The following is a 15,454-nucleotide window of genomic DNA, read 5'->3' as shown; positions in this document are numbered from 1 at the left end:
TGGGCTCCTTAGGCAAAGATGACGTTGAGTGCTACGGCCATAACTAGGCAGATAATGCCCAGCGGGACGGTCTGTTGGTACCACGGCAAGGACTTTTCGGTGTAGTCCTCAAAGTGGTCCTTGGGGGTTACGGAGGAAACGAAGCCGACCAGCTCGGCATCCGGCTTGGGCTGGGTAAACAAGGTAACCACGATGGAGACCACGATATCCACGGCGAAGGCCACGCCGGCCGCGACGAAGGCGGTGCCCTGGCCTGGAAGATTAATCATGTCCGTGAAAGAAGCGACGTACCAGAAAACGATGGCGGAACCAGTACCGGCCACCAGTCCGGACCAACCAGCGTGCGGGGTCATGCGCTTCCAGAACATACCCAAGATGAAGGTGGCAAAGAGCGGCGCATTAAAGAAGCCAAACAGGGTCTGCAGGTAGTCCATGATATTGCCAAAGTTCTGTGCCAAAAGCGCGGTGAAGATGGCAATAGCGGTGGCGATAACCGTAGCGATGCGGCCGAACTTCAAGTAGTAGTCATCCTCGCGGTCCTTGACCACGTAGGTCTGCCAGATGTCATAGGAAATGACGGTATTAAAAGCCGAGATATTTGCCGCCATGCCGGCCATGAACGACGCCAAGAGACCGGCAATTGCCACACCCAATAGGCCATTGGGTAGCAGGTCGCGCATGAGCAGCAGGATGGCGTCGTTCGGCTCGGCGCGCTCCTCCATCAAGTCAGCCACGGACACGGAAGCAACCATGCCCGGAATAACCACCAGGAAAGGTACGAACATCTTGGGGAAGGCACCGATAATCGGGGTCTTGCGGGCCGCGGAAATAGAATCCGAGGCCATGGCGCGCTGGACTTCTACGAAGTTGGTGGTCCAGTAGCCGAAGGAGAGCACGAAGCCTAGGCCTAGGACGATGCCGATGACAGACCACACCGGGTTTTCGAAGCCGGAGATGTCCGTGCCCGGCCAGGTGTGGAAGTGAGAGTCATTGGCCACGGCGTCTTTTAACCCGCTCCAGCCGCCCACGCGGTTCAACCCAATAATGGTTAGTGGGGCAAGCGCGGCGATGATAACGAAGAACTGCAGCACCTCGTTATAGATGGCGGCCGAAAGGCCCCCCAAGGTGATATAGGACAGCACAATAAACCCGGCGACCAAGAGCGATACCCACATCTGCCAGCCCAATAGGGCCTCTACGATGGTGGCCAGCAGGTACAGGTTCACACCTGCAATGAGCAGCTGGGCTACGGCAAAGGAAATCGCGTTGACCAAGTGCGCGGCATTGCCAAAACGTTTGCGCATAAATTCCGGCACCGAGCGGACCTTGGAGCCGTAGTAGAACGGCATCATCACAATGCCCAAAAAGACCATGGCGGGGATGGCACCGATCCAGAAGTAGTGCATGGTTTGGAAGCCATACTCCACACCATTGGCGGACATACCGATGATTTCTACCGCGCCTAGGTTGGCCGAGACGAAGGCCAGTCCGGTCACCCAGGCGGGCAATCCTCGACCGGAGAGGAAGAAGTCGATGGAACTAGACACCCTGGCCTTGGCGGCCCAGCCGATACCTAGAACGAAGAGGAAGTAGATGGCTACCAATAAGTAATCCACCCAAGAGGCATCGAGCCTCAATACGGATTCAGCAGTCTCCATGGCTGACCTTTCTAGTTATTATTTTCTGCTGCCAGCAGCAGCGTATAAGTCTGCGAATTTTGAGCACTCAAGCGCGCGAGGTCTTCCCCGCTACGCAGCGCATTCGGCGGCGCGCTCATGGGCTCTACCGCAAGCGCCTTGCCTGGGCCTTGTTCCCGCGGGAAGTCGGCCGGGGTAAACATCTGCACCCAATTCAGGCCCTCGCCCATCTCCAGCCGCACGCCTTTTCCACCGGCTGTATATATGGCCGTCAGCGGCCCTTCACCGTGGAAGCAATCGTCCCAATCCACCTCGGCGATGGTTTGGTTGACAATGCGCACCTGCTCCGTCTTACCCGTGGGCAGGTTGCGCGCGTCTAGCACGTGGCGCTTGCCGACGTCCACGCTCAGCACCGCTTCCTCCGCCCCAGCTCCCTGAGGGGAGAGGTAGAGGTGGAGCCCATAGGCGAAAGGAACCTCGCCGGGGTCCGCGGTGCGGGCGGTGAGCTGGTGGTGCAATCCTTGCTCATCGAGAGCATAGGTAGCCTCCAGCTGAATGGCCCATGGCCAACCGTGCCGCGGCTCAATGTCAAAAGCGAGGATCACTCGGCTTTCTGTGCGTTCTTTTACCCGCCACCAGTCCACCGCGAAGCCGTGGATGGCGTTATTGCGCTCCGGCTCCGTAATTTCTAGCTGGTGGGCGCTCCCCTGCCATTCAAACCAGCCATCTTCGGTGCGATTGGGCCACGGCGCCAGCACCACCCCGGCCATGAGCGGTGGTTTACCGTCGTAGCTTTCCACCAAAGGCGCACCGCGATAGGTCAGCGCCTTGATTGCACCGCCGAACAGAGCAATCTCGGCCGCGTAATCGCCATGAGAAATGGCGACGCTGGGGTATTCAGCGTCAGAGCCAGCCGCTCCTCCACTGGTCATAACAAAGACCTTTCTGGCTATAACTTTCGTTGGATTTAGCCTAGGAGCACGGCAAAGCGCCGGTCAATCGTTTGCATAATAAGGAGCGTATATCTACCGTTTCACCAGCTCACCGCCATGGAGTTAACCTGCAGTTAACCTCTTTCGGGGGTTGAGGACACCTGGAAGGGACTCAACAGCCCCCCCAACTAAGCAGCAGTGCTATCTACACACCCGCCGCCACGCTATTCGCGCTGCGGAGTGCGGGGTAGCTAGAACTTCACGCAGATAGTTACGCGGCATTAACCGCCACGGGGTGCGCGCGGGATGCACGCGCACAGCAATACCTAGGTGCCGGGCCCACAGCGTTGTGCGCAGGACATGAAAATCATTGGTCACCACCTGCAAAACGGCGTGCGGGGCCAAGCGGTGTGCATTTTCCAGGTTCTCATTGGTACTCGTGGCGTCTGGCTCCACCACTACTCGCTCAGCAGGTACGCCGCGCTCAATAAGATAAGTGGCCATCGGACCTGCCTCGCCGCGACCAGAGACAATAATCTGCTGGCCATGATAAAGGGCCAGCGCTTTAGCCAGACGCGAACGCAACATAGCGCCGGGATAGCCGTGGGTTACGCGGGAACCCAACACGAGGAGCGGGTCAGACATGGATACCAGCATAGACTCGCCACACCTTGACAGAAAGATAGAAAAGGCCTTAGGTTTAACTCGAGCATGCAATCGATTGCATCCCGTAGGGCCAGACGATGGCTCATACGCCTTAAAACCCAAGGAGGTCAGCATGGCCGGAACCACCCTTAAAGACGTGGCCGCTGCTGCTGGAGTATCCATTTCTACCGCGTCCCGCTCACTCTCGGGCAACCCTGCTATCTCTGAATCCACGCGCCAACGCGTCAAGGACACGGCCGTCAAGCTGAACTATAGGCCCAACGCCCAGGCCCGCGCCTTGCGTAGCTCTCGGTCGAATGCCATCGGCCTAGTCATCCCCAGCCTGGATAATGCCTATTTCGCCGCGATGGCGGCAGCCGTTGAAGAGGCCGCCGATAAACATGGTCTAGCCACAATGATTACCAGTTGCGGCGAGGAACCACAGCGGCTAGTCAAGGCCCTCGATGCCCTCATGGAACGCCAGGTGGACGGAATTATCGCCGTACCGCTCGAAGGTGCCGAAGAAGCGCTCGAGCAGGCGCGCACCTACCGGCCGCTCGTGCTCATTGACCGGACCCTGAGCCAGATTCCCGCAGTGCTATCAGATCCACACAAGGGAATCGAACAGGCCGTGGAACAGCTCAAGGAGAAAGGGCACACGCATATCGGCTACCTGTCCGGCCCGCAGGAAACCTCCACCGGCCGGCAGCGACTCGAAGCATTCAAGGCCGCCACGCGTGGGATGCCTACCCACATCCACCACGGCAGCTACCGCCACCGCGAAGGTTATAAGGGAGCCATCGCGCTCCTGCAGGAGGGCGTCACCGCGCTTATTGCCGGCGATTCCATGATGACTGCCGGTGCACTAGAGGCCTGCCATAATGCGGGTAAGCGCATCGGAGAAGAGATCGCGCTCGTGGGCTTCGATGATTTTATCTACCTGCGCTTCCAGCCCTCCCCCATCTCGGTAGTGGACCAGGATGTTGCACGGATGGGCGAGACCGCCACGGCTAAGCTCATCGCGGCTATTAACGAAAAGCGCCAGCCAGAGGGCGAAGTGCTAGACACCCGCTACATCCCACGCATGTCCACCGCCCACCACCTCAATGAGGCCACGCCATGAGTGACCACGTATTGCGCTTAGAAAGCGTAACCAAATCCTTTGGCCAGGTAGAAGTCATTAAAGACGTGGATCTCACCGTCCGCCGGGGTCAGGTCCAAGCCTTGCTGGGTGAAAACGGCGCCGGAAAATCCACGCTCATCAAGATGATTGCCGGTGTCCACCAACCAGATTCCGGCCGCATTGTGGTGGATGGCGCAGAGGTTAAAATCCCCGACACCAAGGCCTCCGAGGCGCTGGGCATCGCCACCATCCACCAAGAGCTCAACCTCGTTCCCACCATGTCGGTGGCCGAGAACATCATGCTCGGGCGCACCCCGCGCCGCTTCGGGTTGGTCAACCACAAACACCTCAAGGCACAGGCCCAAGCCGCGCTGCATCTCATCGGCTTGGACGTGGACCTGGATATGCCGGTGGGTGAGCTCGGCGTCGCCAAGCAGCAGCTCGTAGAAATCGCAAAGGCGCTGTCCATGAATGCGCGAATTCTTATCCTGGATGAGCCCACGGCCGCGCTCACCGGTAAGGAGGTCGATGCCCTCTTTGCCGTGCTTGAGGAGCTCAAGGCCAAGGGCGTGGCCATGATTTTTATCAGCCATCACTTGGAGGAACTAGCGCGAATTGCAGAGACCATTAGCGTGCTGCGCGATGGTTCTTTCATTGCCGAAGTCCCTGCCGATACGGACGAGGACGAGCTGGTCCGGCTCATGGTCGGCCGCGAGATTGAAAATCAATACCCGCGCAAGGTTCCCCCTGAACACGGCGAGGCCCTACTAGAAGTCTCCGAGCTGACTTCCGACGGCGCCTTTCACGACGTCACCTTCTCCGTCCATGCCGGCGAAGTCGTCGGCCTAGCCGGACTCGTGGGTGCTGGCCGTACCGAGGTCATTCGCGCCATCGCAGGCGCCGATCCTTACGATTCCGGCTCCATCCGCGTTGGCGGCACGCAGCTGCGCAGCGGCGATATACGCGCCGCCATCCGCGCCGGCGTGGGCCATATCCCGGAAGACCGCAAGTCCCAGGCGCTCGTCCTTGACGCCTCCGTGGGCGATAACCTGGGGTTTGCTACCCTCTACCCCACTGCCAAGACAGGGCTTGCAGACCGCAGCGGCCAACGCCGCCGCGCCGGTGCGGTAGCGGAAAAGCTGCGCATCCGCATGGCCGATCTCTCGCAGCCCATCCGGAACTTATCCGGTGGCAACCAACAAAAGGCGGTCTTCGGCCGCTGGGTACTGGCCGGTTCCAAGGTCCTCCTGCTCGATGAACCCACCCGCGGCGTCGACGTCGGCGCCAAGGTGGAGATTTACAACATCATCAATGAGGTCACCGCTGCCGGCGGCGCCGTGCTCATGGCCTCCTCCGATTTACCCGAGGTGCTCGGCATGTCCGATCGCATCCTCGTCATGTCCGGTGGACAACTCGCCGGCCAACTACCCAAGGACTCCACCCAAGACGAGGTCATGGCCTTCGCCGTATCCAATGTGACCTCCGCTACTTCCGCCGCTGCTGCCGCACCTGCCGGAACTGACCCCAAGGATGAAGCTTGACCAAGAATCGAGTAGTTAACTGGGCGATGAATAATGGCGCTCTCGTTGGCCTCATTGCCCTGTGCATCGCGCTTTTTATCGCTACCCCGTACTTTCTTACCGTGGCGAACCTGCTCAATATCGGCATCCAGGCCGCCACGGTGGCGATCTTGGCCTTCGGCATGACCTTTGTCATCGTCACCGCTGGCATCGACCTTTCGGTAGGTTCGGTCGCCGCGCTCGGTGCCATGGTCTCGGCCTATATGTTCTCCACCGCTGGCCTACCTGGCTGGCTCACGTTGCTCATCGGCCTTATCGTAGGCGCGCTGGCCGGTGCCATCTGCGGCATGGCCACCGCGTGGGGCAAGATTCCGTCCTTCATCGCAACGCTGGCCATGATGTCCATCACCCGCGGGCTTACCCTGGTCATCTCTCAAGGCTCTCCCATTGAAACCGCCCCAGCCGTCAACGCCTTTGGCGGCGATATCGCGGGCTTCCCAGTGCCAATCATCATGATGGTCATCGCCGGGCTCATGTGCTGGTTCATCCTAGAGCGCACGGTACTCGGCCGTTCCATGTACGCCATCGGCGGCAACCTCGAGGCCGCCCGTCTCTCGGGCCTGCCGGTCAAGCGCATCCAGATCGCCGTCTTCGCACTCTCCGGTTTCTTTGCCGCCTGGGCCGGCATGGTCATGGCAGGCCGCCTCGAATCTGCGCAACCTCAGGCCGGCACCGGCTATGAATTGGATGCCATCGCGGCCGTCGTCATCGGCGGCGCCTCGCTCTCCGGCGGCCAGGGCAAGGCCACCGGCACGCTGGTCGGCGCGATCCTTTTGGCCGTTATCCGCAACGGTCTGAATCTGCTCAATGTCTCCTCGTTCTGGCAGCAGATCGTCATTGGTTTGGTCATTGCGCTGGCCGTCGGCTTCGACGTTATCCGTAATAAGACGGCCAGCTAAGGAGCACCCACCATGAAAAAGCTCATCGCCACCCTTCTCGTGCCTGCGCTTGCGCTTGGCCTTGCCTCCTGCAATCGTTCGGAAGAAGACCGCAACCGCATCACGCTAGCGCTGTCGACACAGACCAACCCCTTCTTCGTTGAGCTGCGCCACGGCGCACAAGATAAGGCCAAGGAGCTCGGTGTTCCGCTGGATATCCAGGACGCCTCCGATGACCCCGCCCAGCAGGTCAATCAATTAGGAAACGCCACCTCGATGGGAGCAAAGGTCGTCGTGGTTAACCCCACCGATTCCGATGCCGTCGCCCCGGCCGTGCGCGGCATCAAGGATGACGGCGTGCCGGTTATCGGCGTGGACCGCGACGTCAACGGCGTAGAACTGGATTCCATGGTGGCCTCCGATAACGTCGCCGGCGGCGCACAGGCGGCGGATACCCTCGCCCACTCCATCGGGGAAAATGGAGAAATACTTATCCTGCAGGGAACCGCCGGTACCTCCGCCTCGCGCGAGCGCGGCAAAGGCTTTGCAGAGCAGATTGCGAAGTACGGGGATATTCGGGTCGTCGGCAAGCAATCGGCGAATTTTGACCGTACGGAGGGCCTCAACGTCGCCACCAACCTGCTGCAAGCCAACCCCAATATCAAGGCGATCTTTGCCGAGAACGATGAAATGGCGCTCGGCGCGGTCGAAGCCTTGGGCTCGCGCGCCGGTACTGAGGTAAAAGTCGTGGCTTTTGACGGCACCTTTGATGGCCTCAAGGCAGTCAAAGATGGCAAGCTGGAAGCTACCATCGCCCAGCAGCCCGCAGAGCTTGGTGCCCGCGCCATCGAACAAGCCGCAGCGCTCCTGCACGGTGGCACGGCGGAGAAGAAAGTCCCCGTCGAGGTCATCACCGTCACCCGCGACAATGTAGAGGATTTCCAATGAGCAAGCTAACCGTCGTCGGATCCATCAATGCCGATCTCATCGTCCACGCCGAGCGCCACCCGCAGCCCGGCGAGACCCTGCTGGGCTCCGGCGGCGAGATTTTAGCTGGAGGCAAGGGCGCCAATCAGGCCGTTGCGGCGGCGCAGCTGGGCGCCAACGTGGCCTTTGTGGGCGCGGTGGGCTCCGATCCTTATGCCGAGCCCGCCATGCACTATATGCACACCTCCGGCATCGATCTGAGCGCTGTAGAGCAGGCCGATACCAATACCGGCCTCGCCGTCATTACCGTCTCGGCCGATGGCGAGAACACCATCGTCATCTCCCCCGGCGCCAATGCGCTTGTCGACGCCCCCTTTGTCACCGCCCGCGCCTCCACCATCGCCGATGCCGACGTGGTGCTCCTCCAAGGCGAGATCCCAGCCTCTGGTTTCCAAGCCGCCGTGGAAGCGGCCCAGGGCCGTGTGGTGGTTAACCTTGCTCCGGTAGTAAAGGTCGACCGCGACTCGCTTCTGCAGGCCGATCCCCTACTCGCCAACGAACACGAAGCCGGGCTTATCTTGGACCAGCTCGGCCTGCCAGCTGAAGGCGCCCCACGCGAGCTCGCCCACCGCCTGGTAGAGGCAGGCTTCCGTTCCGTTGTGCTGACCCTTGGCGCCCACGGCGCCTACGTTGCTACCCCGGATGGCGGCGCGGATATCCCCACCCCGCGCGTGACTGCCGTGGATACCACCGGCGCCGGCGATGCCTTTGCTGGTGCTTTCTGCGCCCAGCTCCTCGCTGGAGCCTCGCTTGTCGATGCCGCTACATTCGCCGCCCGCGTCGGCGCCTTCGCCGCCACCGGTAACGGCGCGCAGCCCTCCTACCCCACGACCGCATCCACTTTGCCGGAGGTCACCAATGCGTAAGTCCGGTCTCCTTAATCCCGCGCTCGCCGGTGCCGTTGCGCGCCTTGGCCACACTGATACCTTTGTCATCGCTGATTGCGGCCTGCCCATTCCTCACGATGTTCCAGTCATCGACCTCACGCTTACCTTCGGCATCCCCACCTTTGCCGATACGCTGGCCGCCCTCCTCGACGAAGTCGTAGTCGAAGCCGCCACCATCGCCGATTCCACCCCGACCGAGGTGCGTTCCTTGCTTCCCGCAGTACCCCTCACCGAGGTCTCCCATGACGACCTCAAACGCGAAGTTGCCCGCGCCTCCTTTGTCGTGCGCACCGGTTCCACCACGCCGTTTGCCAATGTCATCTTGCGCTCCGGCGTGCCCTTCTAGCGTTCGTCGACGTCACCGCGCAGAAGACAAGCACGCTTTGCCGAAACCTCCGCGGTTGTGGCTAAACGTGCTTGCTTTATTTACTTCTTTTCCTAAGAGCTACTCTCCCAGCAGCTTGTCGCGCAGGTTCTTATCCTTCTGCTCGACCTCTTCTGCCATGCGCTTTTGGTAATCCATCATCTTGTCCTGGATGGCGGGGTCACCTGCCCCGAGGATGCGCGCAGCAAGCAGGCCGGCGTTTTTTGCACCGCCGATGGAAACGGTGGCGACCGGCACGCCACTAGGCATCTGCACGATGGAAAGAAGGGAATCGAGACCATCGAGATCCTTCAAAGCGCGCGGGATGCCGATGACTGGCAGCGGCGTGGCCGCTGCAACCATGCCGGGCAAGTGCGCGGCGCCACCGGCGCAGGCGATAATCGCTTTCAGGCCGCGGGTATGGGCTTCTTTTGCGTATGCGAGCATCTTTTCTGGGGTGCGGTGAGCGCTGACCACGCCAACTTCGAAGGGGATGCCAAAGTCTGCGAGGACCTGGGCGGCGGGTTCAACGGTGGGCCAATCAGAATCAGAACCCATGATGATGCCTACGTGTGGTTGCATGCTGTCCTTTCTACAAGCAGAGTTTTATGCCCATTCGGCGTGCACGAGAAAGTGCGCTGCCTGACGGGCGATGGTCAGGGTCTCGTCGGTGTCCTCACCGGTAACGTTGACGTGGCCAATCTTGCGGCCGGGACGGTGATCCTTGCCGTAGAGGTGAATCTTGGCCTGCGGGTAACGCTTCATTACTTCACGAACGCGCTCCGGCATGGGCATGGCAGGATCTTCGTCGGCTCCCAAGACATTGGCCATCACGGTAACGGGGGCAAGCGTGTCGACTGCACCCAACGGGAGGTCGAGCACCGCGCGCAAGTGCTGCTCAAACTGGGAGGTAACGCTGCCATCCTGGGTCCAGTGGCCGGTGTTATGCGGGCGCATGGCCAGTTCGTTGACGGAGATATCCTCGCCTTCGGGGCCGTCGAAAGCAAAGAGTTCGACGGCCAGCACGCCGGTCACGCCGAGGGACTCGGCGATGGTGAGACCCAATTCGGAAGCGCGCTGGGCGAGTTCCGGTGCGAGGCCAGGGGCTGGTGCAATTGCCTCGGCACAAATGCCGTTTTCCTGGCGGGACTGGGTAATCGGCCACACCTTGGCCTCACCGGAGGGGCGGCGGGCAACGAGGATGGACAGCTCACGGGTCAGGTCCACCTTTTCCTCAGCCATGAGAGGGGTTCCGGCTTCGAGCAGCTCGGAAACCAGCTCAAAGCAATTATCAGCGGTGGGGAACCACACACCCTTGCCGTCGTAACCACCGCGGCGGGCCTTGAGGCACACGCGGCCATCGACGGCGTCGAAGAAGGCGCGGGCATCGGCCACCGAGTCGATCGCAGCAAAGCGTGGCACGGGGGCACCAAATGCGGCAAGCTTTTCGCGCATCTTTAACTTGTCCTGCGCGTAAATGAGGGCGGTGGGCTGAGGTTGGACGTTAAAACCGGCGTCGATAAGCGCGGCGGAGTGTTCATTGGGCACATGCTCGTGCTCGAAGGTAATGGCATCCGCGCCCTCGGCCACGCCGCGCAGCTCCTCCAGGGAGGTATAGTCCCCCAGCACCACGTCCGGGGTGACCTGCGCCGCGGAAGAATCCGGCTTGCTGGCTAGAATCCGCAGGTGAATATCGAGCTCCGCGGCGGCCGGCTGCATCATGCGGGCCAGCTGGCCGTCGCCACAAACAGTTACAATAGGCTTTAAGTCACTCACGTCCCCCAATACTAGCCTGGATACTATGTTCACTCGTCATACCATCTTCCAAAATTCACTCATGACCGCTTTGCTTGATGGCATTTATGACGGCGAAATGACCATTTCAGAGCTGCTAGGTAAGGGAAACTTCGGCTTGGGCACCTTCGATGGCCTCGACGGTGAGATGATCATTTTGGACGGCACCTGCTACCAACTGCGGGGCGATGGTTCCGCACAGATTGCAGATTTGGATCAGCGCACCCCCTATGCGGTAGCCACCAATTTTGTTCCTCGCATTACTGCCGACGCCCCCGCGGGCCTGCGCCGCGATCAGCTCTCCGCCTTTATCGATAGGCTCGAGCCTTCCGCCAACTACATGTATGCGGTGCGCATCGTGGGCACTTTTAAGGAGGTCACCACCCGCACGGTGGTCAAGCAGGAAAAACCCTACCCACCGATGTCAGAGGCCGTCGGCGGAGATAAAGAGCTGCACTTTCAGAACGTCGAAGGAGTCATCGGCGGCTTCCGCACCCCCGTTTATGAAAAAGGAATTTCGGTGCCAGGCTGTCACGTGCACTTTATCGACGCCGCCCGCACCTCCGGTGGGCACGTTTTGGACTACGTAGTAGATAAGGCAACGGTTGAGCTTTGCCCCGCCTCTGATTTAGAGCTGCGCCTGCCGCTGACGCAGGAATTTAGCCGCGCCAACCTCTCGCCGGAAGACCTGGATAGCCAGCTGCACACCACTGAGGTTAAAACCAAGGGCGATCATTAATAATCTCAGCCACGCGCTTGGGCTTAGCAACATTAGGGAAATACATGGCGCGGTCCCAACCATGGATGGCTAGAGACACTCCGCCGCGTCGTTTTCGAGCACCGCGAATATCCTGCAGCGGAATCGAATCGATAGTGCGCCCCTCGCGCGCGATGACGCGCCTATTGGTCACTATGAAGCGCTTGCGACGGGCCTTATAAAGCGGGATGACAAAGCGCCAGATTCCCAACAGCGCCCACACCGCGACCAGTCCATTGCGCAGCATCGGGTCTACTGCTTGGACATCGCACCAACCGATGGCAATCCACAGTAGACCGGTAATGAGGATGAGCTCGAGAAAAGGGAAAATCAATGCGCGAAAAGGCGCGGAGACATCTGCGCGCTTGATCTCGCCTTGGCCCATCTTCATTAATCCCATAGCTATGGATGCTACCTCCCGTGTCTCTTGTGCGGTCTACTGCTGTGGGCGCAGATGCGTGACATCGCCCGCGGAATAGTACTCACCAGCGACCATGATGCGGCCGTCCTCGCCGATTTCATCCACGTGCCCAATAACATCGCCGGATGGAGTTTCTAGGCGCACCTGTTGTCCCAGTGAGGAACACACCGCACGGTAATCGCGCAGGAGCTGCGGATCGTGGTTCTCCCACTGCACAATACGACGGCGCAGGTTCTTCAGCACGTTAATGGCGAGCTCGGTGCGGTCGGTATCGCGGCCTTCGAGCGCGAGCGAGGTGGCCTTTTCAATCGGCAGGTCCTCGCGGGTCAAGGTGACATTGATGCCCATTCCTACGACGACGCGCGCAGAGGGCGCGGCACCGCCTACGGCTTTATTGAGCTCCGCCTTATTGACTTCGGTTTTATTTACTTCCGCCTTGTTGACCTCAGCCTTATTAAGTTCAGCCTTGCCCACTTCCACCTTGGTGAGCTCGGTCTTTGGCGCGGCTTTGAAAGCCTGGCCCACGGGTCCAGCCTCAGCGAGGATGCCGCACAGCTTATTGCCATCGATATGCACATCATTCGGCCACTTGAGCACGGTGCCCTCGATGGAATCGGTGACCGCCAAGCCCGCGGCCAGAGGTAGGGTGCCCAAGTGATCGAGAGATTCCGGCAGCAAAAGCACAGAGAAAATGACTTGCGAACCGGCCGGCGCGGTCCAAGAGCGGCCAAGACGTCCCTTGCCGGAAAGTTGTTCGTCGGCAAGCAGCACGGTGCCATCCGCAACGTTGGTGGCCTGCATCAAGTCGGTATTGGTGGAGCCGGTCTTTTCCACGAAATCGATGGTGGTGAAATCATCGGCCAATGCGGTGCGAATGCGTTCCAAATCAAGTGCAGTCATAAGCCTTAAGGATACCGGCCACCAATGGTGCTAGTGTGTTGCGCATGGCAAAGGTCACTTTTGAAAAGGTCAATATCACCTACCCTGGCGCGAGCGCGCCCACGGTAAAGGACTTGGACCTCGAAATCGCGGACGGCGAGTTTCTGGTGCTCGTTGGTCCTTCGGGCTGCGGTAAATCCACGACGCTGCGCGCACTGGCGGGATTAGAGCCGACATCGAGCGGCCGCATCACCATTGATGGCAAGGACGTGACCAACTTAGAGCCAGGCGATCGCGATATCGCCATGGTCTTCCAGAATTATGCGCTTTACCCACACCTGACAGTAGAACAAAACATGGGCTTTGCTTTGAAGCTGGCAAAGTTGCCCAAGGCCGACATCAAGTCCAAGGTACACGCAGCTGCGGAGACACTCGGTCTGACCGATTACCTCAAGCGCAAGCCCAAGGACCTTTCCGGTGGCCAGCGCCAGCGCGTGGCCATGGGCCGCGCCATTGTGCGCGAGCCGAAGGCCTTCCTCATGGATGAGCCACTATCCAACCTGGATGCCAAGCTGCGCGTCCAGACCCGCGCCGAGTTGGCCAGCCTGCAGCAGCGACTGGGTACGACGACGATATACGTCACCCACGACCAGGTAGAGGCGATGACCATGGGTGACCGTGTGGCGGTGCTCAAGGACGGCGAGCTGCAGCAAGTTGCCCCGCCGCGCGAGCTTTATGACGCCCCCGCAAACGAATTCGTCGCCGGTTTCATCGGATCGCCAGCCATGAATATCTTTGACTACAACGGCGGCCGCGTAGGTGTACGCCCAGAAAAGATGTTTATCAACAAGGGTCCAGTGGGTTTCCAAGGCGTGGTGGACATTGTGGAAGAGCTGGGCGCCGAGTCCTATGTCTACGTCACCGAGGGCGAAAACCGCTTTGTTGCTCGCGCCGAAGGTACCCCACCACAGCGCGGCGAAGATGTCGTACTGACATTCAACCCGCGCGAAGCACTCCGCTTTGACCCAGAAACGGGGCGCCGTATCTCACAGGATTAGCCCCACGGCGGACACTGGGCCACAGTGCCGCAGGTACGTAGTCCAACCTCCCGCCGCCCCTTTACTACCCCCATTTAGAGTTAAATAGGTCAAAATTATCCACCTTTCGATTTCCGTATTTTAGGTTTAAAGAACCGAAAGTTTTCCGAAAGGTGAATTCCATGAAGAGATTCCTGCTTCGCACCACCGTTGCGACTACTGCAGTTCTGGCTCTGGCCGGCTGCTCTTCGTCCTCCTCCGATTCCGCTGCGGGCGATTCCTCCGAAGGCGGGGCGGATGCGCACGGCCCCATCACTTTTGCCATGGGCAAAAATGACACGGACAAGGTGACCCCCATCATCGAAAAGTGGAACGAGCAGCACCCAGACGAGAAGGTCACGCTCAAGGAGCTGGCCGGCGAGGCTGACGCCCAGCGCGAGACCCTCGTGCAGTCCCTGCAGGCGGGCAGCGATGACTACGATGTCATGGCGCTGGACGTCGTGTGGACCGCGGAGTTCGCTGCCAACCAGTGGCTCCAGCCGCTCAATGGTGATTTTGAAACCAATACGGATGAGCTACTGCCGGCCACCGTAGAGTCCGCCACCTATAACGACGTCCTCTACGCGCTGCCGCAGAACACCAATGGTCAGCTGCTTTTCCGCAATACCAAGCTCGCGGATAAGGCTCCCGAGAAGTTCGCAGATCTCAAATCTGCATGTAAGGCGCTGGAAGACGGCAAGAACTGTCTGACCACCCAGCTCAAGCAGTATGAAGGCCTTGCGCTCAATACCGCTGACTTCATGGAAGGCTGGGGCGGCTCTGTCTTGGATAAGGACGGCAATGTCACCGTGGATTCCAAGGAAGCCAAAGACGGCCTTCAGGCCATGGTGGATGCGTACAAGGAGGAAACCATCTCCAAGGACTCCACCGCCGCCACCGAGGAAGAAACCAATATGGCCTTCACCGAAGGCAAGACCGCCTTCGCCGTGAACTGGCCATATATGTACTCCAATGCGGTTGATGCCGGCGTCGACGTCGAGGTCCAGGCCCCACTGGGCAAGGACGGCGTAGGCGTTTCCACGCTGGGTGGCTACAACAACGGTATCAATATCAACTCCAAGAATAAGGGCACTGCGCTCGACTTTATGAAGTTCATCATCAACGAGGACAACCAGAAGTCCTTCGCGGAGCAGTCCTTCCCACCGGTCTTGGCCTCCATCTACGATGACCCGCAGCTACAGCAGGAGTTCCCATACCTGCCGGCGCTCAAGGAGTCCTTGGAGAACGCGGCACCGCGCCCGGTTTCCCCGTTCTACTCGGCGATTTCTAAGGCCATCCAGGACAATGCCTACGCTGCATTGACGGATGACAAGTCGGTCGATGATGCCACCGCCGATATGAAGGCGGCCATCGAATCGGCTTCCCAGGGTTAAATTCCCAATCCGGGTGAGGTAGGCGGGCATACCGCCGCCTCACCCTTTGTGGTTTTCACTCCCCTATTGGGGATAGAATCTAGCCAATAGACAGCATTTC

General features: G+C 59.9%; 16 protein-coding genes. 9 read left to right on the top strand and 7 right to left on the bottom strand.

What is annotated here, in order from left to right; translation table 11 throughout:
• Positions 1-8: 8 nt before the first annotated feature.
• The 3 genes from MHK05_RS09170 to MHK05_RS09160 form a co-directional block, all read right to left on the bottom strand.
• The gene (locus MHK05_RS09170) at positions 9-1,658 is read right to left on the bottom strand and encodes a sodium:solute symporter family protein (RefSeq protein WP_200288142.1); all 1,650 of its coding nucleotides are present in this window, start codon (positions 1,656-1,658) and stop codon (positions 9-11) included.
• A gap of 11 nt (positions 1,659-1,669) precedes the next feature.
• Positions 1,670-2,569, bottom strand: coding sequence for an aldose 1-epimerase family protein (locus tag MHK05_RS09165; protein ID WP_200288144.1), 900 nt, complete (start codon positions 2,567-2,569; stop codon positions 1,670-1,672).
• A 201-nt stretch (positions 2,570-2,770) separates the two neighbouring features.
• Positions 2,771-3,214, bottom strand: coding sequence for a YdcF family protein (locus MHK05_RS09160; protein ID WP_239206255.1), 444 nt, complete (start codon positions 3,212-3,214; stop codon positions 2,771-2,773).
• Positions 3,215-3,347: 133 nt separating this feature from the next.
• On the opposite strand from MHK05_RS09160, the gene MHK05_RS09155 reads away from it, so the two are divergent.
• Genes MHK05_RS09155 through rbsD form a run of 6 tightly spaced genes read left to right on the top strand, consistent with a single transcriptional unit; the run spans position 3,348 to position 9,015 of the window.
• Positions 3,348-4,337, top strand: coding sequence for a LacI family DNA-binding transcriptional regulator (locus tag MHK05_RS09155; protein WP_239206253.1), 990 nt, complete (start codon positions 3,348-3,350; stop codon positions 4,335-4,337).
• Positions 4,334-5,878 carry a sugar ABC transporter ATP-binding protein gene (locus tag MHK05_RS09150; protein WP_239206251.1) on the top strand — a complete coding sequence of 515 codons (1,545 nt, stop codon included), beginning with the start codon at positions 4,334-4,336 and terminating at the stop codon, positions 5,876-5,878. The genes MHK05_RS09155 and MHK05_RS09150 overlap by 4 nt, the downstream gene beginning before the upstream one ends.
• Positions 5,875-6,816 (top strand): ABC transporter permease, encoded by a 942-nt coding sequence (locus MHK05_RS09145; RefSeq protein ID WP_411338994.1) that lies wholly within the window; start codon positions 5,875-5,877, stop codon positions 6,814-6,816. The genes MHK05_RS09150 and MHK05_RS09145 overlap by 4 nt, the downstream gene beginning before the upstream one ends.
• Before the next feature lie 12 nt (positions 6,817-6,828).
• The gene (locus tag MHK05_RS09140; RefSeq protein WP_239206249.1) at positions 6,829-7,743 is read left to right on the top strand and encodes a substrate-binding domain-containing protein; all 915 of its coding nucleotides are present in this window, start codon (positions 6,829-6,831) and stop codon (positions 7,741-7,743) included.
• Positions 7,740-8,648, top strand: a complete 909-nt coding sequence (locus MHK05_RS09135) for a ribokinase (RefSeq protein WP_239206247.1) — start codon at positions 7,740-7,742, stop codon at positions 8,646-8,648. Before MHK05_RS09140 ends, MHK05_RS09135 begins: the two co-directional genes overlap by 4 nt.
• Complete coding sequence (gene rbsD, locus MHK05_RS09130; protein WP_239206245.1) at positions 8,641-9,015, top strand: D-ribose pyranase; 375 nt, start codon at positions 8,641-8,643, stop codon at positions 9,013-9,015. Before MHK05_RS09135 ends, rbsD begins: the two co-directional genes overlap by 8 nt.
• A 99-nt stretch (positions 9,016-9,114) precedes the next feature.
• Here the strand turns inward: rbsD and purE are convergent, their stop codons facing one another.
• Both purE and MHK05_RS09120 read right to left on the bottom strand, forming a co-directional pair.
• Complete coding sequence (gene purE, locus MHK05_RS09125; protein WP_200288152.1) at positions 9,115-9,615, bottom strand: 5-(carboxyamino)imidazole ribonucleotide mutase; 501 nt, start codon at positions 9,613-9,615, stop codon at positions 9,115-9,117.
• 24 nt (positions 9,616-9,639) lie between these two features.
• Complete coding sequence (locus tag MHK05_RS09120; protein WP_234288198.1) at positions 9,640-10,755, bottom strand: 5-(carboxyamino)imidazole ribonucleotide synthase; 1,116 nt, start codon at positions 10,753-10,755, stop codon at positions 9,640-9,642.
• A gap of 79 nt (positions 10,756-10,834) precedes the next feature.
• On the opposite strand from MHK05_RS09120, the gene budA reads away from it, so the two are divergent.
• Positions 10,835-11,566, top strand: coding sequence for an acetolactate decarboxylase (gene budA, locus MHK05_RS09115; protein WP_023020711.1), 732 nt, complete (start codon positions 10,835-10,837; stop codon positions 11,564-11,566).
• Here the strand turns inward: budA and MHK05_RS09110 are convergent.
• Both MHK05_RS09110 and MHK05_RS09105 read right to left on the bottom strand, forming a co-directional pair.
• On the bottom strand, positions 11,544-11,984 hold the full coding sequence (locus MHK05_RS09110) for a hypothetical protein (protein WP_023020710.1): 441 nt from the start codon (positions 11,982-11,984) through the stop codon (positions 11,544-11,546). The genes budA and MHK05_RS09110 overlap by 23 nt on opposite strands.
• Positions 11,985-12,020: 36 nt before the next feature.
• Positions 12,021-12,905: a biotin--[acetyl-CoA-carboxylase] ligase gene (locus tag MHK05_RS09105; RefSeq protein ID WP_023020709.1), complete on the bottom strand. Its 885-nt coding sequence runs from the start codon at positions 12,903-12,905 to the stop codon at positions 12,021-12,023.
• A 44-nt stretch (positions 12,906-12,949) separates the two neighbouring features.
• Between MHK05_RS09105 and MHK05_RS09100 the strand changes: the two genes are divergently transcribed.
• The gene (locus tag MHK05_RS09100; protein ID WP_200288156.1) at positions 12,950-13,942 is read left to right on the top strand and encodes an ABC transporter ATP-binding protein; all 993 of its coding nucleotides are present in this window, start codon (positions 12,950-12,952) and stop codon (positions 13,940-13,942) included.
• 161 nt (positions 13,943-14,103) lie between these two features.
• The gene (locus MHK05_RS09095) at positions 14,104-15,354 is read left to right on the top strand and encodes an ABC transporter substrate-binding protein (protein ID WP_200288158.1); all 1,251 of its coding nucleotides are present in this window, start codon (positions 14,104-14,106) and stop codon (positions 15,352-15,354) included.
• The last annotated feature ends 100 nt before the right edge of the window (positions 15,355-15,454 follow it).

It is taken from the genome of Corynebacterium nasorum (assembly GCF_022347325.1).
Taxonomy (GTDB): Bacteria; Actinomycetota; Actinomycetes; order Mycobacteriales; family Mycobacteriaceae; genus Corynebacterium; species Corynebacterium kefirresidentii.
This window is presented reverse-complemented; position numbering and strand designations above follow the sequence as displayed.